The sequence below is a fragment of the Zobellia laminariae genome (assembly GCF_030553095.1).
GTDB lineage: Bacteria > Bacteroidota > Bacteroidia > Flavobacteriales > Flavobacteriaceae > Zobellia > Zobellia laminariae.
In genome coordinates, this window is sequence record NZ_CP130738.1 from 4,871,898 (window position 1) to 4,893,821 (window position 21,924).

At 33.4% G+C, this 21,924-nt stretch carries 12 protein-coding genes and 4 pseudogenes; 10 read left to right on the plus strand and 6 right to left on the minus strand.

Annotated features, from left to right (window positions below; all coding sequences use genetic code 11):
* Positions 1-27: 27 nt before the first annotated feature.
* The 6 genes and pseudogenes from Q5W13_RS25560 to Q5W13_RS23450 all read right to left on the minus strand — a co-directional run bounded on the left by Q5W13_RS25560 (position 28) and on the right by Q5W13_RS23450 (position 5,324).
* Positions 28-372, minus strand: coding sequence for a polysaccharide biosynthesis/export family protein (locus tag Q5W13_RS25560; RefSeq protein ID WP_368662358.1), 345 nt, complete (start codon positions 370-372; stop codon positions 28-30).
* Entirely contained in the window at positions 284-517 is a 234-nt protein-coding gene (locus Q5W13_RS25565; protein ID WP_368662588.1) for a polysaccharide biosynthesis/export family protein, read from the minus strand. Before Q5W13_RS25565 ends, Q5W13_RS25560 begins: the two co-directional genes overlap by 89 nt.
* A 17-nt stretch (positions 518-534) precedes the next feature.
* A complete protein-coding gene (locus Q5W13_RS25570) occupies positions 535-834 on the minus strand; it encodes a hypothetical protein (RefSeq protein ID WP_368662359.1) in 300 nt (99 codons plus the stop codon).
* Between the two features lie 40 nt (positions 835-874).
* A pseudogene (locus Q5W13_RS23440) lies at positions 875-2,807 on the minus strand (polysaccharide biosynthesis protein).
* 4 nt (positions 2,808-2,811) lie between these two features.
* Entirely contained in the window at positions 2,812-3,897 is a 1,086-nt protein-coding gene (locus tag Q5W13_RS23445) for a DegT/DnrJ/EryC1/StrS family aminotransferase (protein WP_304446568.1), read from the minus strand.
* Between the two features lie 442 nt (positions 3,898-4,339).
* Positions 4,340-5,324: pseudogene (locus Q5W13_RS23450) on the minus strand (UDP-glucuronic acid decarboxylase family protein).
* A gap of 397 nt (positions 5,325-5,721) precedes the next feature.
* Here Q5W13_RS23450 and Q5W13_RS23455 point away from each other — a divergent pair.
* The 10 genes and pseudogenes from Q5W13_RS23455 (at position 5,722) to murJ (ending at position 21,807) form a co-directional block, all read left to right on the plus strand.
* A pseudogene (locus tag Q5W13_RS23455) lies at positions 5,722-7,118 on the plus strand (nucleotide sugar dehydrogenase).
* Positions 7,115-8,131 carry an NAD-dependent epimerase gene (locus Q5W13_RS23460; protein WP_304444756.1) on the plus strand — a complete coding sequence of 339 codons (1,017 nt, stop codon included), beginning with the start codon at positions 7,115-7,117 and terminating at the stop codon, positions 8,129-8,131. The pseudogene Q5W13_RS23455 and the gene Q5W13_RS23460 overlap by 4 nt, the downstream one beginning before the upstream one ends.
* A 270-nt stretch (positions 8,132-8,401) precedes the next feature.
* A complete protein-coding gene (locus Q5W13_RS23465) occupies positions 8,402-9,400 on the plus strand; it encodes an SDR family oxidoreductase (RefSeq protein ID WP_304444757.1) in 999 nt (332 codons plus the stop codon).
* A gap of 10 nt (positions 9,401-9,410) precedes the next feature.
* A pseudogene (locus tag Q5W13_RS23470) lies at positions 9,411-10,690 on the plus strand (nucleotide sugar dehydrogenase).
* A gap of 562 nt (positions 10,691-11,252) precedes the next feature.
* Entirely contained in the window at positions 11,253-15,002 is a 3,750-nt protein-coding gene (locus Q5W13_RS23475; RefSeq protein ID WP_304444758.1) for a PKD domain-containing protein, read from the plus strand.
* Positions 15,003-15,214: 212 nt separating this feature from the next.
* On the plus strand, positions 15,215-16,339 hold the full coding sequence (locus Q5W13_RS23480; protein ID WP_304444759.1) for an asparagine synthase-related protein: 1,125 nt from the start codon (positions 15,215-15,217) through the stop codon (positions 16,337-16,339).
* An 11-nt stretch (positions 16,340-16,350) separates the two neighbouring features.
* The gene (locus tag Q5W13_RS23485) at positions 16,351-16,932 is read left to right on the plus strand and encodes a hypothetical protein (protein ID WP_304444760.1); all 582 of its coding nucleotides are present in this window, start codon (positions 16,351-16,353) and stop codon (positions 16,930-16,932) included.
* 386 nt (positions 16,933-17,318) lie between these two features.
* Positions 17,319-19,124 (plus strand): Ig-like domain-containing protein, encoded by a 1,806-nt coding sequence (locus Q5W13_RS23490; RefSeq protein WP_304444761.1) that lies wholly within the window; start codon positions 17,319-17,321, stop codon positions 19,122-19,124.
* 216 nt (positions 19,125-19,340) lie between these two features.
* On the plus strand, positions 19,341-20,456 hold the full coding sequence (locus Q5W13_RS23495; RefSeq protein WP_304444762.1) for a glycosyltransferase family 4 protein: 1,116 nt from the start codon (positions 19,341-19,343) through the stop codon (positions 20,454-20,456).
* Between the two features lie 7 nt (positions 20,457-20,463).
* Positions 20,464-21,807, plus strand: coding sequence for a murein biosynthesis integral membrane protein MurJ (gene murJ / locus Q5W13_RS23500; protein ID WP_304444763.1), 1,344 nt, complete (start codon positions 20,464-20,466; stop codon positions 21,805-21,807).
* The last annotated feature ends 117 nt before the right edge of the window (positions 21,808-21,924 follow it).

Sequence of the window (21,924 nt, forward strand, 5' to 3'; positions counted from 1 at the left end):
TTAGTAACTTAATATACCTACTTTAACTTAGTTGTTCGTTGTTCTTGTAATTAAAAGAATGGTGCCAGTTATAAGTATAGAAGCAATTGACACAGCTATTGTGGCTCTATTATCCAAAGCAGAAGCAGTAATTGCCGATTTATTTGGCTCAATATAAACCACATCATTTTGTGTCAAATAATAAACCGGTGAGCTAAGTGCCTCCTTTTTTGTAAGGTCTATTCTAGTATAAACTTTTGTACCATCAAAATCACGAATAACCATAACGTTCTCACGTTTACCTTTAATCGTCAAATCTCCAGCAAAACCTAGGGCTTCCATGATTGTAATTCGCTCTCCATCTACAGGATATGTTGAGCCTATGCACCTCACCTAGCACTGAAATAGTAAAGTTTCTTAGCCTAATATTTATGATAGGTTCCTTAAGGTAATCAGAAAGTTTATCTCTAAGTAGAGCCTTCACTTCTTCACCTGAAAGACCTGCTATCTTAACTTTACCAACGACTGGAAAATCTATGGAACCGTCTTTATCTACTAAATAATCAACCTGTTCTGGGCGGCTCCCCCTTCTGAAGAACCTCTGAACAAGTTAAACGGAGCACTTGCCTCACTATCTAATGTTGACACATAAATACTAACTAAATCATCGACTTTGAATTTGGGCGTGAAACTATTCTTATCTACTAGGGTTTCAAAATCTCCCGTATTCTGAAAATACACTACTTCCTTTTTGGTAGCACAAGAAGACAACAAAACAACAGATACAATTAACAGAAGAATACCCGTGTTTAAAGACCTGAAAACTTTACTTGAAATCATTTTTTTTATGGACATAGTGTTTTATATTTTGGTGCAATAATAGCAAATTAAAAGGTTATAAGACTTTTTTAAGGGGATGATTCTTAGTCTTATTTTCTTTCTTCTTATCTAATAAACATAGTTCCGAGTTATTTGAAATAAATTCTGGAACTATCTCTTTCATTAAACTAACCGTACTTTCGTTGAAGAACATATTAGATACACAAAGTTCGTCAATTCTTGATCTTACAGAAACATAATCAAGCTCTCTTGTTTTACCAATCATAATTTTTTTTATGGTAGGTAGGCAAAGTATTTTCCCCATTCGCCAACAACTCTTCGTATAATTTTTCTCCTGGACGTAAACCAGTTATTTTAATATCAATGTCTTCAGGATATTTAAGACCTGAAAGTTTGATCATGTTTTTTGCTAAGTCAAATATTTTTACGGACTCACCCATATCAAAAATAAATATTTCACCACCGTCACCCATGGCCCCAGCCTCCAGTACTAGCTGAGAAGCCTCTGGTATAGTCATAAAAAATCTAGTTACATTTTCATGTGTAACCGTTAAAGGACCTCCTTTATCTATTTGCTTTTTGAAAAGAGGAATAACTGAACCATTCGAACCTAAAACATTTCCAAAACGTGTAGTAATAAACTTGGTTTTTCCCTTTTGTTGCATACAGCTAATATACATCTCTGCAATTCGCTTTGTAGCCCCCATAACATTAGTTGGGTTTACGGCCTTATCAGTTGAGATGAAGATAAACTTGTCCACATTATGACTGATTGATAAGTCTGCAACCACTTTTGTACCTGCAACATTAATTTTAATAGCTTCGTAAGCATTGTATTCCATCAACGGTACATGCTTATAAGCTGCAGCATGAAATACAATGTCTGGTTTATATTCTTGAAAAAGATTATTTAATCGATTTTTATCTCGTACGTCTCCTACGATAGGCATAAAATTATGAAAGCCATTTTGCTTTAACTCTTGTTGCAAATCGTATAGTGCAGATTCCGATTGATCTATAATAATAAGTGATTTATAATCGTATGTACACACTTGACGTACAATTTCACTTCCTATAGACCCGGCACCACCGGTAACAAGAACAACCTTGTTTTTAACCTCCTCTGATATTTTAGAGTTTTTAATGTTAATTGGAGCTCTATCTAAAAGATCTTCAATTTGAACCTGTTTAATTTGTGAAACCTTAAGCTCTCCATTAATCCACTGCTCTACTGGAGGTACAATTTTAACCTGGACAGGAAAATCTACAAGACCTTCAACCAGCTCTTTAAGACCTTTAGGGTCTATATTTTGAATTGAAAAAATAACTTCTGAAATACTATTTTTCAGAATAAACTCTCTATTAAGTACGTCCTTATCAAAAACTTTTACTCCATTTATCTGCTTTCCAATTTTTTTAACATCTTCATCTACATAACCAACAACTCTCACCCTACTCTTAGAATGGTTGACAAGAGCACTCTGCGTTAATATTCCAGACTCCCCAGCACCAAAAATTAAAACATTTTTATTAACCTTAAAATCGCGAGCCATAAAATTGCTGTATAGCGACTTAAACACATATCTAGAAGCTGTAAGGGCAACAAAACTTAACAAACTATGAATAATAATGATACCTAATGGAACAGTAAAGTTTTCAAAAACCCCTAGTTCACGATTAAACAAAACCATTGATATCAATAAAATACTAGATAGGCAAATTGCATTGAATATGTTATAAACATCCCTAACACCCGTATGTCTCACTACCCCTTTATAGGAGCCAGTAAAAACAAACGACGCCAATGCAATTAAAGATATAATTGGTAATTGCACAAAAAGCTTATCAAGGTCAAAATCCAAAGTAAGATTAAACCTTATGATGTAAGACAACACAAAAGAAATAGCTATCATTACCACATCTATAGACAAAACAAGCCATTTAGATGCATATTTGTGAGCATTATTTACTAAATATCCTTTTATCATCAGATTAAATTTTGGTTAAAATAAGCGCTACAATTCTTTCTAGGTCTTCCTGCGAAAGATTAGAGCCACTAGGTAAACAAAGTCCTCTATTAAAAAGGTCTTCAGATGTACCATCACTATAGTTAGGGAATTCAGCAAAAACCGGTTGTAAATGCATAGGCTTCCAAAGTGGTCTTGATTCTACATTCTCTTCTAATAAAGCTAACCGAATTTTTTCCCTAATTGCAAATGAAGGCATTAGAACACAAGTCAACCATCTATTTGAATAATATCCATCTTGTTCTTCTAAAAATTCTATTTCAGGAAGATGACCTAGATGTTTTTTATAAAAACAGTAATTGAATCTTCTTTGATCAACGCGATTTTGAAGTACCTCCATTTGACCACGACCTATACCCGCAAGAATATTACTCATCCTATAATTGTATCCTACGGAAGAATGTTGGTAATGTGGTGCATCGTCTCTTGCTTGAGTTGCCAAGAATACTGCTTTGTTCTTTATGGCTTCATCTTTAGCAATCAAAGCTCCACCACCAGAAGTGGTGATAATTTTATTACCATTGAACGATAGAATACCTATTGCACCAAAAGTACCGCATTTCTGATTTTCAAAGCGACTACCTAATGCTTCTGCACTGTCTTCAACTACTGGAATACCATATTTTTCAGAAATCTGAGCTATTTCCTCTACCTTATAAGGCATACCGTATAAGTGTACCGCCACAATTGCCTTCGGTTTTTTACCCTTCGCTATTCGGTCCTCTATAGCCTCTTCAAGTAATTTTGGAGAAATATTCCATGTATCTTTTTCGCTATCTACAAATATTGGTTTTGCACCAAGATACATTATAGGGTTTGCTGATGCTGAAAAAGTGAAACTTTGACAAATAACTTCGTCATCTCTAGTAACCCCTAAAAGCTCCAAAGCCAAGTGAATGGCAGCAGTACCTGAACTAAGTGCCGCAACATGACTACTACCTCCTAAAAACTTGTTAATAGATTTTTCGAAGTTGTCTACATTAGGACCCAAAGGAGCTACCCAATTCGTATCGAAGGCTTCTTGAACATATTTTTGTTCGCCCCCGCCCATATGGGGTGAAGACAGCCATATCTTATCTTTTGTAATTGTTTTCAATTGAAATAGGTTTATAGTTCATTTTATTTGGGGGTGCCACCTTTTATTTAAAAAAGAAAGCCAAACATATAAATATAATCTAAAAATTACTAAAAAGTTCTTTTTGATTATTGAATACAAATCTAAACTTTAACTTTTATACTTTTAATTAATCTTGTTGTATGTCTAAAAAATTCGGCTAATCGCATAAATAGTGTAACTCACATATTCAATTAGTTTTACATAACTACGATATAAATAAAAAGATAGATCTATTACCTACAACGTAGCTAAACTTTATAGTACCAAAGATTATTATCTTAAAACCAAAGAGCAAAATAATACCATACAAACAAAAGGAGCAATCATAAATATTTAGATTAGCTCCTTTTGTTTGTATCTCTTTTTCCTCAATAAATTAAATTTTGTTGTAATCCTTGAAGTCTTTATGTTCTTTTTTATACAGCTCTTCTTCTGGTAAGGATTTAAAATACTCATATGTTTTTTTCATTCCTTCTGACCTAGAGACTTTTGGTTCCCACCCTAGAATTTCCTTTGCTTTTGAAATATCCGGCTGTCGCTGCATAGGATCATCTTGTGGCAAAGGTTTGTAAATCACTTTTTGATTCGTTCCTGTTAACTTTACAATTTCCTCTGCAAAATCTTTAATCGTAATCTCATGTGGATTACCAATGTTTACCGGAAATACATAATCACTAAGTAAAAGTCTGTAAATACCCTCCACTTCATCGTCCACATAGCAGAAAGAGCGAGTTTGACTTCCATCACCAAATATAGTTAAATCCTCACCTCTTAATGCCTGTCCTATAAATGCAGGTATAACCCTTCCGTCATTTAAACGCATTCGAGGTCCATAAGTATTGAAAATTCGTACAATACGTGTTTCCAGACCATGAAAGCGGTGATAAGCCATAGTAATTGACTCCTGAAACCTTTTTGCTTCATCATATACACCTCTTGGCCCTATAGTATTTACGTTTCCGTAGTATTCCTCAGTTTGAGGATGCACTAAAGGGTCTCCATATATCTCAGAAGTGGATGCTATTAAAATCCTAGCTTTTTTAACCTTAGCCAAGCCCAAAAGATTATGAGTACCTAAAGCACCCACTTTTAAAGTCTGGATAGGAATTTTTAAATAATCTATTGGACTGGCGGGCGATGCAAAATGTAATATATAATCTAGCTTTAGGAACACTCACGAATTTTGTAACATCATGATGGTAAAATTCAAAATTTTCTAACTTGAATAAATGCTCAATATTACGTAAGTCCCCGGTAATAAGATTATCCATGGCTATTACATAATAACCTTCCTTTATGAAACGATCACACAAGTGAGACCCTAAGAAACCCGCTGCTCCGGTAATTAATATTCTCTTCATTTCTTATATTTGATATCCTATTAAATTAGTGTCAAATACTTTTGAACCACTAATAAAGAATGAATTATTCAATATTGATATAATATTTCCACGAATATAAATACAATGTGTTAAACTAAAGGTGATTTTTCATCAAAAAACTACGAACTCCAAATATATAAGTTGAAAGGTTCATAGTCTTATTTAACATACTCGTCGTATATAATTTCGCACAACTTATGACGTTGTACTATAACATATTTAATTAAACATTAGTATTTAGTAATATGATTATTATTACGTCTTAAAAAATCCCATTTTGAACACATTGTCTTAATAATATCTTTTTAACCGAGAAAATACAAGGAAGTTTTGAGTTATTTAGTAATCTTTGCAATCAAATAAAATGAACCCAGTCATGAAAAAAGTAAATAAAATATGCTGTATAGGTGCAGGATATGTAGGTGGACCAACAATGTCAGTTATTGCTAGCCAGTGCCCTGAAATTACGGTTACTGTTGTGGACATTAACCAAGCAAGAATTGACCAATGGAATGATTCCAACCTAGACAATTTACCTGTTTACGAGCCAGGACTTAAGGAAATTGTTGAAAAAACAAGAGGTAAAAACCTCTTTTTTACTACGGAAGTAGATAAAGCTATTGATGAAGCTGAAATTATTTTTATATCAGTAAATACTCCTACAAAAACATACGGAAAAGGAAAAGGGCAAGCTGCAGATTTAAAATTTGTAGAGCTATGCGCCCGTAATATTGCCAAAATAGCTAAAACAGATAAAATAGTAGTAGAGAAATCTACCTTACCTGTTAGAACTGCTAGTGCTATAAAAAGTATTCTAGAAAATACAGGTAACGGAGTGAAATTTGAAATTCTTTCAAATCCTGAGTTTTTAGCCGAGGGAACAGCGGTAGAAGATCTTTTAAATGCAGACCGTGTGCTTATTGGTGGTGATGAAACACCTTCTGGTAGGAAGCAAAAGACACATTAAGTTCAATTTACGCACATTGGTTACCAAAAGAGCGTATACTTCAAACAAATGTTTGGTCTTCGGAACTTTCAAAATTAGTTGCTAACGCATTTTTAGCACAAAGAGTTTCTTCCATTAATGCTATCTCTGCCTTATGCGAACGCACTGACGCTAATATTGCCGAAGTATCTAGAGCTATTGGAACAGATAGTAGAATTGGGTCAAAATTTCTTAATGCTTCTGTTGGTTTTGGAGGTTCATGTTTTCAAAAGGATATTTTGAATTTGGTATACATATCAAGAAGTTTCGGTCTTAACGAAGTTGCCGACTATTGGGAACAAGTGATAATCATGAACGATTATCAAAAAAGACGTTTTGCCGAGAATATCATCTCTACTTTATACAATACGGTTTCTGGTAAAAAAATAGTTTTCTTCGGATGGGCATTTAAAAAAGATACCAACGATACTAGAGAATCTGCAGCTATTGATATTGCTGATGCTTTGCTTGAAGAAAAAGCAGAGATTGTGGTATATGACCCAAAAGTTTCTGCAGAAAGAATTTATGCAGATTTAGATTATTTAGAAACTAGGTCTCCGAAAGAAAATAGAAGACTTTTAACTGTAGTTACAGATCCAATGGATGCCGTGCAAGATGCTCATGCTATTGCTATTCTAACGGAATGGGATGAATTTAAAGCCTATTCTTGGGAAACGATTTTTACAAAAATGCTAAAACCAGCATTTGTTTTTGACGGTCGTCGTCTATTATCACAACAAGAAATGGAAGCAAAAGGTTTCCAATATTATAAAATTGGACAATCATGAAAATTCTTGTCACCGGTGCGGCCGGTTTTATAGGATATCATCTTTGCGAAAAACTCCTAAAAAAAGGATACGAAGTCGTAGGGTTAGATAACATCAATGATTATTATGATGTAAACCTAAAGTATGCCCGATTGAAACAATTGGGTATTAACCAGAGCGATGCTGAAATTTTTCACAAAAAATGTTACGGTTCTATTTATGGAGATAAATTTTCTTTTGTTCGAATGAACTTGGAGGATAGAGAAGCCCTACCCCTACTTTTTAAAGAAGAGAAAATTGATAGAGTTTGTAATTTAGCTGCTCAAGCTGGCGTTCGCTACAGTATTGAAAATCCAGAAACGTACATAGACAGTAATGTCGTTGGTTATTTAAATTTATTGGAATGTTGCAGACATAATAAAGTAAAGCATCTAGTTTATGCTAGTAGTTCTAGTGTGTATGGTTTAAATGAAAAAATTCCTTTTTCAACTACAGACAATGTAGACCATCCAATTAGCCTTTATGCAGCAACGAAGAAGAGTAATGAACTAATGGCGCATACTTATAGCCATTTGTTTAATATTCCGACAACCGGACTTCGTTTTTTCACTGTTTACGGACCTTGGGGTAGACCAGATATGGCTTTATTCCTTTTTACTGACGCCATAGCTAACGGTAAACCTATAAAAGTCTTCAACCACGGTAAGATGGAAAGAGATTTCACCTATGTTGATGATATCGTAGAGGGAGTCGTCCGTACACTTACCCAGTCAGTAGAAGACAGAGATTTGTACAAAATTTACAACATTGGAAATAATAATGCTGTTAAACTGACTGATTTTATAGAGGCTATTGAAAATAGCATGGGACAAAAAGCAGAAAAGGAACTCATGCCTATGCAACCGGGTGATGTGGAACGTACGTGGGCAGATGTTGATGATCTTATTAGAGATTATGATTATCAGCCAAACACTTCAGTTGCAGATGGTGTTCAAAATTTTGTTGATTGGTATAAGGGGTATTATAAAAAATAAATCCGCATAAGTAATTGAACAAACCATAGAAGTAAAGTCTCCGTAAGAGCTTGAGAATACATGTTTTTTAAATGTATTTTTATTTCTATTTAAACTTTAACAATTTCATAAGATTTATAAAGATTATGCGTTTATAAGTTGGAAATAGAATTTTTGACAGAAAATTACTTGTTGCACACTAATTTTATTACATTTCACAACCGCTTGATTAAATTCAAACCATATTGAATTTCGCAGTTTTAACTACTAATATTTTTAATTAAAGATTTAATGTTACTCGAAAAACTTAATTTTCCATCCGAATACACAATTTTAGTTACCGGAGGTGCCGGATTCATTGGGTCTAACCTATGCGAAGCGCTATTGCAAAATGGTAATAAGGTTATTTGCCTTGATAATTTTGCTACCGGTAAACGTGAAAATATAAAACCTTTTCTTAGTAGCGAAAATTTCACCTTGATTGAAGGAGACATTCGTGAACTAAATGATTGCGAAACAGCTTGTAAAAATGCAGATTATGTATTACATCAAGCAGCGTTAGGATCTGTACCAAGATCTATAAACGACCCTATCACTAGTAATGACGTTAATGTATCTGGTTTTTTAAATATGTTGGTTGCCGCTCGGAATGCCAAAATAAAACGCTTTGTCTATGCGGCCAGCTCCTCTACCTATGGGGATTCAAAATCAATGCCTAAGGTTGAAGACATTATTGGAAAACCATTATCGCCATACGCCATTACAAAATATGTAAATGAGCTTTATGCGGATGTATTTTCAAAAACGTACGGAATTGAAACCATAGGGCTACGTTATTTCAATGTCTTTGGTAGAAGGCAAGATCCTAATGGTGCCTATGCCGCGGTGATTCCAAAGTTCACTATGCAATTAATGGATCATGAATCACCGGTTATTAATGGTGACGGAAGTTTTTCAAGAGATTTTACGTACATAGATAATGTCGTGGAAATGAATATTAGAGCACTTTTGACAGACAATAAAGACGCGGTTAATACCGTTTACAATGTTGCCTACGGTGAACGTACGGACTTAAAAGAATTAGTTGAATTATTAAAACAATACTTAAGCACTTACGATTCCAAAATTGGGGATATTCAAGTGACTTATGGTCCAGAAAGACAGGGAGATGTACCCCACTCTTTGGCTTCCATTGATAAAGCCCGTAAGAACTTAGGTTACAATCCACAGTACGACATTAAGTCGGGTTTGAAATCGGCAATGGATTGGTATTGGAACAATTTAAAATAAAAAGTAAAGTATGAGCACATCTAAAATAGCAATTATCGGTTTGGGTTATGTTGGACTTCCGTTAGCACGTCTGTTCGCTACCAAATATCCTGTAATAGGTTTTGACATAAACCAAAAAAGGATTGAAGAACTTCAATCTGGTAAAGACAATACGCTTGAAGTAAGCGATGAAGATTTAAAAGCTGTCCTACAAAGCACGCCTAAGTTTGATAAGGGTCTTCACTGTAGCTCTAACTTAGAAGATATTGCAGATTGCAACTATTATGTTGTAACAGTACCAACACCTGTTGACAGTACAAACAGACCTATTTTGACACCGCTTTATAAATCGAGTGAAACAGTAGGAAAAGTATTAAAGAAAGGAGATTTAGTCATTTACGAATCTACTGTCTATCCTGGAGTAACAGAAGATGAATGTGTTCCTGTTCTAGAACGAGTAAGTGGATTAAAGTTCAACGAAGACTTTTTTGTAGGATACTCTCCTGAACGAATAAACCCAGGAGACAAAGAACATACGGTAGAAAAAATTCTTAAAGTAACTTCTGGCTCTACCCCTGCTATTGGAAAAAAAGTTGATGCCCTTTATGCTTCCGTCATTAAAGCCGGCACACATTTAGCGCCAAGTATTAGAGTTGCAGAAGCTGCAAAGGTTATTGAAAATTCGCAAAGAGATATCAATATTGCTTTTGTAAACGAATTGGCTAAAATTTTTAATTTAATGGATATTGACACAACTGCTGTTCTAGAAGCTGCGGGAACCAAATGGAATTTTCTTCCATTTAAACCTTAGCCTAGTTGGTGGTCATTGTATAGGTGTAGATCCTTATTATTTAGCTCAAAAGGCTCAAGAATATGGTTATCATCCAGAAATTATATTAGCCGGTCGTCGCATGAATGACGGTATGGGTAAATATGTTGCTTCTGAAGTTATAAAGTTAATGGTTCAAAACGATATCAAAATCAAAGGAGCCAACATTCTTATTCTTGGTATAACATTTAAAGAAAATTGCCCTGATGTTAGAAATACAAAAGCTGTTGATGTTATAAATAACTTAAAGAGTTATGGTACTGAATTAACCATATTTGACCTGGGCTTCCAAAGAAGAAGTTAAAAAGGAACTTAATCTAGATATGGTATCTACGCTACCCGAAGAAAAATTTGATGTTGTTGTTTTGACGGTTGCTCACAAAGAATTTCTTAATCTTAATCTAAGAGACTCATTAAAGACAGATGGCCTAATATACGATGTCAAAAGTATTTTAAAAGATAAAGTAGACGGTAGACTGTAACACAAGTCACCTCAAAGTAAATTCCATCTAGGGTTTAATACAATGTATTAAACCCTTTTTTTATTTCTAAAATTTGAATACATACTTCCATTTATAGATAACTAAGTCTATCTTATAATGTGTTATTACATTAATTATTCTATCCCTTCGCCCCTTTCCAAAACCCTTAAAGAAAATCAATTTTCAAAAGCGCAATAAATTAAGTCCTACTGAAATCTTCATTTCTAACATGGTCAAAATACTCAGAAAAATGTCAGAAAAATTAACAGTTTTATGCACTTCATCGATTAAACTCCTAACAAAACGTTAAAAACATAAAACGTAAACGTCTAAAGCAAGACATTTTATCGTACTGTATCTAGTATTCGACAAAGGGTCGATTTTAACACTTTTTAATGTATTTCATCGATTTTTAAATATTTTTCATCGAAAAAACCAAATGCTAGCAATTTGTTTCTATTTTTGGCTGCTTGCATTTAATCGATAAAATATGCTTTTAAACGACTTTGGAATAATTTAGGACTCTATAGTTTTTAAGAAAATTTAACTTTTTAGCCCACTTATGAAATTTCACCCCACTACTTCAAACAAATCTTTTATAGGATTTGTATTTATTTTTCTACTTATTATCATTTCATGTACAAAAGACAACGAGCTTTTAAAAGACGCTGTTTTAAATGACCCGTCTACAATAATTGAAGAAGCTGAAGGCAAAGACACTTCCGAAGAAATTGTGGAAGAGGAAATTCTAGAAGAAGAAATTCTAGTTGTTGAAGAAGAGGAAATACTTGAAGAAATAGTGTATGAAACCAGGACTACTGTGTTCACCCCTATTCATGATGCACATTTACAGAGTGGCAAAGGATACAACCAAGACTTGATTAGACTTGAAGAAGGTAGTAGAGAAAGCTATATTATGTTTGATTTAAGTGAAATCGATTCTATTGGTGGAAGCTTAGAAGAGATTCATTTTGAATTTACGATCAGTAATGATGACGGTCATGGAACCATATCTATATTAAAAGGAGATTCAACAGATTGGTCCGAACATAGCATTACGGAAAATACAGCACCACAATCGGACACATTACTTGGCTCCACGAATAAAATTTACCAAGTTAATCAGACTCAAGAAATTATTCTTGATGAAGAAAAAGTAGGAACAGAAGTAATTACTTTAGTGCTTAAACATGAAGACGGTAATGATTTAGCGTTTGCATCTAAAGAGCATGATACAAAAGAAGGACCAAAACTTGTTGTTACCTATAGTGCTCCACAAGATGCTGAAGCTATAATTTCGGAAAACGAAACTCCCACTTCAATTTCTCCTACCCCAGACCCCGTATCTGACGAAAATAATGAAGATGAAATCTCTTCAGAGTCTGAAACTCCGAATGAGGAAGAAACACCTGTAGTGACTCCTAAAGAGGAAACAGAGGAAGAAGTTGAAACCCCAAAGGAAGAGGAAGAAACACCTGCAGAGACCCCTAAAGAAGAAACAGAGGAGGAAGCTGAAACTCCAAAGAAAGAGGAAGAAACACCTGCAGAGACTCCTAAAGAGGAAACAGAGCAGGAAGCTGAAACTCCAAAAGAGGAGGAAGAAACTCCTGTTGAGACTCCTAAAGAGGAAGAAGAAGATGAAATAAAGCCTCCTGTAGTGATTCCTGTTGAAAATCAATCCCCTATTGCCGTGGTAGATGCAGCTCCTTCTTCAGGAACCGCTCCTCTAAAAGTGAGTTTTACTGGTAATAATTCTAGTGACGACCAAGAGGTAAAAAATTATGGATGGAATTTTGGCGATGGTAATTCATCTAATGAATCAAACCCTTCTCATACATTTGAAAAAGCGGGTACATTTAAAGTAACCCTAACAGTACAAGATGCTCAAGGAAAAATTGATACAGAAGAAACTACCATCACAGTAAAGCCAAGTGAAAACAAAGCCCCTAAAGCTGTAGCAAAAGCAACACCAGCATCTGGTGAGGCTCCTTTAAAAGTTACTTTTGATGGCAAGGGATCTTCTGATGATAATGAAATTACCAGTTATACTTGGGATTTTAAGGATGGTGACAAAGGAAGTTCTTCTTCAACATCGCATTCCTTTACTAAAGCTGGCACTTACGAAGTATTGTTAACTGTGAAAGATAAGGACGGATTAGAAGATACCGATACGGTAACCATTACAGTTACCGCTAAAGAAAATAACGCCCCTAGTGCTGTAGCTAAAGCAACACCAACATCTGGTGAGGCTCCTTTAAAAGTTAGTTTTGATGGCAAGGGATCTTCTGATGATAATGAAATAGATAGTTATATATGGGATTTCAAGGATGGGGACAAGGGAAGTTCTTCTTCAACATCTCATTCATTCACTAAGGCTGGCACTTACGAAGTATTGTTAACTGTGAAAGATAAGGACGGATTAGAAGATACCGATACAGTGACCATTACGGTTACTGAAAAGGAAAACGCAGCCCCAACGGCAAAAGCGTCTGCAAATATTTCAGAAGGAGAGGCTCCTTTAGAAATTAAATTTAATGGCAGCAGCTCTACAGATGATAAAGCAATTAAAAACTACTTTTGGGATTTTAAAGACGGTAGTACTTCAACCAGTTCCAACCCTTCCCATTCTTTTACTAAAGAAGGAACATATGCGGTATTGCTAACAGTTACCGATGAAGAAGGCCTAAAGAACTCGGATACGACCACTATTACCATAACAGAGACGCAAAATGAAGCTCCTGTAGCCGTTGCTTCTGGTAGCCCATTAACAGGTTATGCCCCTTTAACAGTAGAGCTTAAGGCATGGAACTCGAAAGATGATAAAGGAATAAAAGGATATTTCTGGGATTTCAAAGACGGTTCTACTACAACTACTAAAAACCCATCACACACTTTTGCTGAAGCTGGCACCTATCAAGTTGAACTTTCTGTGAAAGATGAGGAAGGTTTGACCCACGCTACCACAATTGAGGTAAATGTAAACGAAAGGCCTGTAGATACTGGTGGTGGAGATACTGGAGGTGGTGATACTGGTGGTGGTGATACTGGTGGTGGAGATACTGGTGGTGGAGATACTGGTGGTGGAGATACTGGAGGAAGTTCAGGTAACTATCCGTCAAATGCTGTATTAGCTTCTAGTTTTGGTTTTAAATCCGGTGATGCAACAGCTGCTTTTGAAGCTGCTATAACTTCTGGCAACAGTTATATTGTTGTAGACAAACAGAGTAGTGATTGGGTCATTCAACCAATGAAATTTTTTAATCTAAGAGACATGACTATTGTTTTTGAAGCAGGAGTAGTCTTAAGGGCAAAAAAAGGTGCATTTGGGGCATCTAACGCTCAGTTATTTCAAATGGCAAACCCAAGTAATGTAACCATAGAAGGTAACGGAGCTATATTCCAAATGAATAAATCTGAGTATACTAACGGAGAAGGACGTCACGGAATTAGTATCTATGGAGGGAAAGATGTTAGTATAAGTAATTTGACGATTAAAGATTCTGGAGGGGATGGGATTTTCATTACACGAAGTTCTAGCAAGACATTTTCTGAAAATATTAACCTTACAGGGTTGACTTCTCAAAATAATCGTAGACAAGGGTTGACTATTACCAGTGGTCATAATATAAACGTAAAAAACTCCAGTTTTTTAAAATCAAGTGGAAGAAAGCCTGAGGCTGGAGTAGACTTGGAGCCAGATGAAGATTTTGAAAGGTTAACAAATATAAATTTTTCCAATTGTACATTTTCGGGTAACGACAGCTATGGATTTCAATTATCTACTATTAAATTAGATTCTGGTTCCTTACCAATTTCAATAACCGTTAAAGACAGTGAGTTTCAAAATAATGGTGCATCACCAGAAAGTGGTGTAAGTACCACAGAAATTTATATTGGAGGCGGTCAAAAACCAAATCCTGTAAATGGAGAAATTCGATTTGAAAGAATAAAATTTAATGGGAGTCGAGGAAGAATTATCTTCTCCAGAAAATCAGCAAATGGCTATAAAGCAATTTTCAAGGATTGTGAGGCCAGAAATGTTGTTTCCTCACATTCCGATTCACCTATTGGGCTTCAAGCTGAATCTACCAATAATACCTTAGGTAATTTTGTCTTTGATAATTTCTATATTGAATACTCTAAAAATGTGCCATTTATGGAGATCAACGCACCAAGTGCTGGAGGTTCTTTCACGGTGAAAAATATTTCAGGTTCTTTCATATTAAAAGAACCAAATGATCATCCATTATTATACTCTGGCGGGTATAACCCCACAAAAAACAGTAACGTATCAATAAACTGGAATCATTAGTATATTAATTTCTCAAAAAAAAACTCTTTGTCAAATGACAAAGAGTTTTTTTTTGAGAAAAAATTAAAAAAATATTTTTTTGTCATCGAATTCCAATACTAACGAGGTGAAGTATTCGTTTTTTTAATTAAGTAACTAAATTAGCAGAAAATACATATAGATTTTGGCAAAGGCCATATAGTGATTTTAATTTGAATCAAATATTTTAGAAAGTGTCAAAACTCATTTACATTAAATACCGAAGTAATCCATCTGGCAATATCTCAAAAAAACTGTTTAAAATCAGTAAGCTAATTGAACCCGAAAATATTGAAGCTAATCCTCCTTTTATTTACTCTGAAAACAAAACATTTTACTCTATTGTTAATCCAGTAGACAATGTAGAAACTAAAGAGGCTTGTATTTTATTGGGATACTGCAAGAGTGAAAATGATTGGTTCAACGCTTATGAAAATATATTAGACGGCAGTTATGCTATCATAAGAGAAAATGAAAAAACTACAGAACTATTATCTGATAATGTTGGTTCACGGACACTTTGGTACTATTTTGATGAGAATATATTTATAACATCAACCTCTCAAAAAGCAATAATATTACATCTAGAAAATTTTGAGTTTAATGAAAACATAATTCCTTGGATGTTGTCTTCAGGTACTCTAGGCCCTGAATTCTCTTGGGATAAACGTATAAAACGCTTAAAACCGAAAGGACATGTCCTTCTAAATAAAATAAATTGGAACCTAACAGAAGAATATATAGCTACCAAGTTCATTAAAAATAATGAAAGTTTCAAATATCATAAAAGTCAATTGTTTGAATCTATAAAATCTACATTTTCATCTTTAACCATTAATTATGATAATTGGGTTCTTCCTTTGTCTGGAGGTTATGATAGTCGTGCTATTTTATATCTACTTAAAGACTCTGTAAATAACATAAAATCTATAAACACAATTACTTGGGGAACAAAGAATGCTATGCTTTCTGAAGGCAACGATGCATCCGTTGCAGAAAAGGTGTCAAAAATTGTTGGTACTAATCATAACTATTTCCCGATAGACTCAAACATTTCTTCTCCCGAATTAATTTTGAAACGTTTTCTAGACAATGGGGAAGGTAGAATTGATCATATATCTGGTTATACCGATGGCTTTTTTGTTTGGAAAAAATTATTCGAAAATGGTGTCAAAGGCATTATTAGAGGTGATGAGGGTTTTGGTTGGGTTGATGTTGCATCTCCCTTAAGAGTTAGATATAATATTGGCTGTGCTCATTGCGAAGATTTCGTCAACTTGAAAAAAATTATAAAAATTATGGTATTCCAGAGCAATTGATACCTAGTTATATGCTTCAAGGCAAAGATGAAAGTCTAGATACTTGGAGAGATAGACTATATCATCAGTTCAGAATACCTACAGTTCTGAGTGCCCTTTCTGATTTAAAACTGGGTTATGTGGAACAAATAACTCCATTAATGTCAGATAATATTATAACCACAGTTCAAAATCTACCGGATAAATTAAGAACAGACAAATTTCTATTTAAAAAAATCACTAAAAATCTAAAACCTAAATTAAAATATGCGACTAAGAGCGCTACTTCAGATCCTCAAAATATTCTTAGCTCATCTGAAGTATTATCATATATAACAAAGGAGTTGTCTTCACCATATGCAAAAGAAATCTTTTCAGAAGAATTTTTACATATGATTATTAAAAAAAGTCAAATAAATAAAACTCATACAACAAAAAATAAGTATAAAAGTTGGTTAAAATCCACATTAATAAAACTTATCCCTACTAAAATCAGAATTCACTTAGCATCTAACAATAAACTTTCCATAGATAATAATATTCTAATGTTTAGAGTGTATATAATTATATATATGCATCAAAGATTATCCTCTACAGAAAATTTTAGTGAATAAGTATTATTAATAACTTATTATCGTATCAGCCGCATAATTATTATTTATCAACTATCTGATTTAAGTTATTAAAATAATTTTCTTTTAACTTTTTCAATATAATATCGATTAACTGCATATTATTTACTTTTAATGTGCAGTTCATCCAATTTAGTATAATTCCAATACCAAACGCATCTAACATTTGTTATTAACTTATAATCCGAAAAAAATGTAACTATAAATAAAAGGGAGTGTAATTTAAAGTGAGCTTATTGAAACCCAAATTCAATATTTCTCAAAATAGTTTAAACCTATTTAAATCCCGTTCCCTATCAAAGAGACCCAAATCTCTTAAGAAAAATCTTAACCTACTTATGAAACTTCATCGCTCTAAATATGCTCGATTGATACTAGCTGCCTATACGTTAACTTTTTTACTCTCCTGTAGCCAAGATACTGACCTCTTAGCTGATTTGGTTGTATCTGATGTACAACAGGCTAAGCTTACGGCCAACTTAGTAATTAGTGATAAATTTTTAATTAATTCTCAAGAAAGTACGGTTTTAGATGTATTAATTAACGATTCATTTATAGATACCGATAAAGTTGACATTATTGAGACAAGTCAACCAGATAATGGGTTAATCGTGATTAATACTGATAAGACTCTGACTTATTACCCAAATCCTTCAGATGCTCCTGATGAAGTTATAAATACCGAAGAAAAACAATCTATCCCTAACGAAATACCAGTACTCGAAAATCAACAAAAATCGGAAATTGAAGAACCTTCAGAAACGGAAGAAGAGACAAACGGGACAATAGGACTTGAAAAAATCAAAGAACAAGAAGAAGAAGAAGAAGAAGAACCAATTGAAGAAACCTTTACTTATACTGTAGAAGTTGAAAATAAAGAAGGTGAAATAGAAACCCAAGAAGCCAGTGTAACCATTATCAAAGACATGGGCGAATTAAAAGCTTTTCCCGGAGCGGAAGGTTTTGGAAAAAATACAGTAGGCGGTCGAGGTGGCTTTGTATATCATGTAACAAATCTTAACAGCAGTGGTAAGGGTAGTTTAGTCTATGGCATAAGGGAAATAAAAGGTCCTAGAACTATAGTGTTTGATATTTCTGGATATATTGATCTCAAATACGACTGTTTTATAAGTGATCCTTATATCACCATTGCAGGAGAAACAGCCACAGGTGATGGTATAACTATTCGTGGCGCTAGTGTCTATGTGGAAACTAGTGAGGTTATAATAAGATATTTAAATATACGCCCCGGTACTGCTGCTCACAAAGACGCTGATTGCATTAAAATTGTGACTCAATCTCCTAATGTTCATATAAGAAACGTAATATTTGATCATCTAAGTTTATCTTGGTCTAAGGATGAAAATGTTGCTCTCGATGCAAGCAAAGAAAGCTCATCTATAGAAAATATAACAGTTCAAAACTGTTTAATAGCTGAACCTTTAAATCATTATGGTATATTAATAGGACGAAATATTTCTAAACTTTCAATACTTAGAAATTTATGGGCCAATACCCCTAACAGAATACCAGAAACGACTTATGGGTACACTAATGAAAGTTTTGAATTCATAAATAATATTATTTACAATTATTCGCGCCCAACTACAATTGTACAAGGAACTAAAGTAGACATTATCAGTAATGCATATAAAATGGGCACAGCTGTTCCAGAACAAACCAATCTAAGATATCAATCAGGACCTGTTTCACCCGATGCATCATCAGGACGTTTATATTCCTCTGATAATATTGAAATTGGAACATTAAATCCCCATGGATTTAAAAATTCAAAGTGGAAACAATGGGAACGGTCAAGTAAATTTCATAATACATCTTTATATAATCCATTACCATCTGAACAACTTGAAAATGCATTACTTACAGATGTGGGTAACAGAATTAATCCCAACATAATAGATTCTAGAATATTAAGTGAATATAGAAACGGAACGGGTATTTGTGGCCCTCGAAGTGAAGATGTTGTTGGAGGTTTTCCTATTATAATTTCAATTGAAAGACAATCTAATTATGATAAAGATAAAGACGGAATGGCAGATGTTTGGGAAATAGCAAATAATCTGGACCCTACCAATCCAAGTGATGCAAATCAAGATTACAATAATGATGGTTACACCAATCTCGAAAGCTTTCTTTATAGCCTTTCTAAATGACGAGATAAATATTTCTAGACTACATAAAATCTTTAACTTTCTTCTATGAAAGTGTAAAAAAATCAAATTATTACCATGTTTTTTTTAAATTACGATAATAATAAAAATAACTCATCAAAGTTAGAGTCATATCTTTGAAAAAATTAATGCGATTTCTTCTTTCTTTTTCCTAATCTTGCGTCATCAATCTTATGTTTTCTAAAATTAGTATCCTTTATGGAAAAAAGAAATATTGCTTTTGTAATCCATTCAATGGCTTCCGGTGGAGCAGAAAGAGTGGTAAGTATTTTAAGTAATGAATTAATTAAAAATTATCAGGTCTACATTTTCACTTTGACCAATACACCTAGTTTTTATAAATTAAATAATAAAATAACAGTTGTTCCTGCTTTAGTTAATTTACAACCTAGTCCAAATTTTATTTCATCCCTAAAGTTAAACTACAAACTTCAGAACATAATTTATAAAAATTTAAAAAGATACAATATTGATGCATGTATTGCTTTCATGACTTCTACCAATATTCTAGCCACTATTGCAACTAAGAGAGCAAGAGTACCTGTAATAATTAGCGAAAGGAATAACCCTTTTGCACAAAAAAACAACCTTAATTTATTTTGGAAGATACTACGAAGATACGTTTATCCTGCATCTGACCGCTTGATAGTTCAAACAGACAGAGTTGCAAAATTTTATGATTCTTTCATTAAGGAAAAAAAAATGATTGTTATTCCCAATCCTATCAACCCTGATTTCAAATATGATTACGGAATAGAAAGGAAAAATATAATTTTAAATGTTGGAAGCCTGGAAAACCAAAAAGGACAGGAAATTCTTATTGAGGCTTTTAATGAGGCTAAGATTAACGATTGGGAGCTTCATATAGCAGGAGAAGGTAGTAAAAGGAAACATTTAGAAAACTTAATTCATAAGTATAATTTAGAACAAAAAGTACTTCTTCTTGGGAGAATTTCAAGAATTGACAAATTATATTCTACCTCTAAAATTTTTGCCTTTTCTTCTCGTTTTGAAGGTTTTCCTAACGCTCTATTAGAAGCTATGTATTTTGGATTGCCTTGTATATCTACGGATTGCCCAACAGGTCCATCAGAAATGATTAGAAATGGAGAAAATGGTTATTTGGTGCCCATAGATGATATAAGTTTAATGGCGAAAAAAATAAAGTTACTCACTAATAACGAATCCTTACGTATGGATTTAGGAAAGCAAGCAAAATTTTCTGTCCTCCCCTATTCTTCTAATAAAATAGTTGAAAAATGGCGTGAGACACTAGAAAATCTCATTTTAGAAAAGCATTCAGTACAAAGATAAATGCACTATGATATTTCAAAAAATTAAGAAAATCATATCACCCTTAAAAAACAGTATTGTATTACAAAACCTGTTTTTAGTAAGTTTTATTACATTTTTAATCAAAGGTCTTGGTTTTTATAAAGAAACCATGGTTGCCGCTAATTTTGGCCTTTCTGAGGTTTTAGATACTTTTTTTATTGCCATTTTAGTTCCAACCTTTATTAACAATGTATTTTTAGGGGCATACAGAAGCGTATTTGTTCCTAATTATATTAGCGAATTGAAAAATAACGGTAATAAAGGTTCCTTTCAAAGTACTAGTTTTTTGATAACCATTGTTTTGGGTATCATTTTCATGATAATTGCATATTTAACGACCGATGTATTTTTAGAGCAAATTTATCCAAGTCATGATAATGATTATTATAATTTAGTAAAAGAACAGTTCTATATTATGTTGCCTTGCGTTATGTTTTGGGGTCTAGCATCTCTATTAGGAGGCCTTCTAAACATAGCAAATGAATATAGGTTATCTACTTTTGCTAATATTTTTACGCCTGTTACAGTTATTGTATGCTTAACTTTTTTCAAAGAGTTAATGGGCACAAATGTATTAGCATTAGGAACACTATTGGGCTCTTTTTTATCTCTTCTATACTTATACATCATAGCTGTTAGAAAGAAAATTCTATTTTTTGACCTACCTGATTTTCAAAATAAAAACATCCAAATTCTTTTCAAGCAAATACCAGCTAAAGTAAGCTCTGGTTTATTAACGGGTCTTAATCCCGTTATAGACCAATTTTTTGCCGCACAACTCATTATCGGTTCTATTGCAGCAATTAATTATGGATTGAAAATTCCTGCTTTTTTTGCTGGCCTTGTAACAATTGCAATATCTAATGTATTATTACCGTACTTTTCTAACTCAATACATAACGATAGAAAAAAGGCATTTGCAAATTTATTCAAAGCTTTGAAAATTGTGTTTGGAAGTGTAAGTGTACTAGCCCTAGCTGGCGTTTTTTGGTCAGAAGAAATTGTCAGTCTACTTTTTGAACGAAAAGAATTTACTTCAAAAGATTCCCAAATAGTCTCTAGTATACAACAAGTTTTCCTTATTTATCTACCATTTGCAATATCGGGTATGTTAATGGTTAATTTTCTGACAAGTATTAATAAAAATTCTATAATGGCCTACACAGCTCTTGTTGCCCTAGGTATTAATTTTTTACTTGATTATATATTAATGCAATATTATGGGATATTAGGCATCGCATTTAGTACAACCGTAGTTGCTATTCTCAAAAACACTTTTACCTTCTTTTATATTTATAATATAAAAAAGAAAGAAATTGCAACTGCATAAAAAATTTGGTCAAACCTATTTAACTCCGTTAATGGTAAAAATACTTTTAATAAATTTATCTTTCTAGACTAAAACCTTAATTTTAAACTCATCCAAATAGTTGCCGCACTAATTCTT

Bases quoted from the DNA above. Each gene is read 5' to 3' on its own strand.
- Q5W13_RS25570 (WP_368662359.1), bottom strand. From the start codon at position 834: ATGTCCATAAAAAAAATGATTTCAAGTAAAGTTTTCAGGTCTTTAAAC.
- Q5W13_RS23460 (WP_304444756.1), top strand. From the start codon at position 7,115: ATGAAAATTCTTGTCACCGGTGCGGCCGGTTTTATAGGATATCATCTT.
- Q5W13_RS23485 (WP_304444760.1), top strand. From the start codon at position 16,351: ATGCTTCAAGGCAAAGATGAAAGTCTAGATACTTGGAGAGATAGACTA.
- Q5W13_RS23475 (WP_304444758.1), top strand. From the start codon at position 11,253: ATGAAATTTCACCCCACTACTTCAAACAAATCTTTTATAGGATTTGTA.
- Q5W13_RS23495 (WP_304444762.1), top strand. From the start codon at position 19,341: ATGGAAAAAAGAAATATTGCTTTTGTAATCCATTCAATGGCTTCCGGT.
- murJ (WP_304444763.1), top strand. From the start codon at position 20,464: ATGATATTTCAAAAAATTAAGAAAATCATATCACCCTTAAAAAACAGT.
- Q5W13_RS23465 (WP_304444757.1), top strand. From the start codon at position 8,402: ATGTTACTCGAAAAACTTAATTTTCCATCCGAATACACAATTTTAGTT.
- Q5W13_RS23445 (WP_304446568.1), bottom strand. From the start codon at position 3,897: ATGGGCGGGGGCGAACAAAAATATGTTCAAGAAGCCTTCGATACGAAT.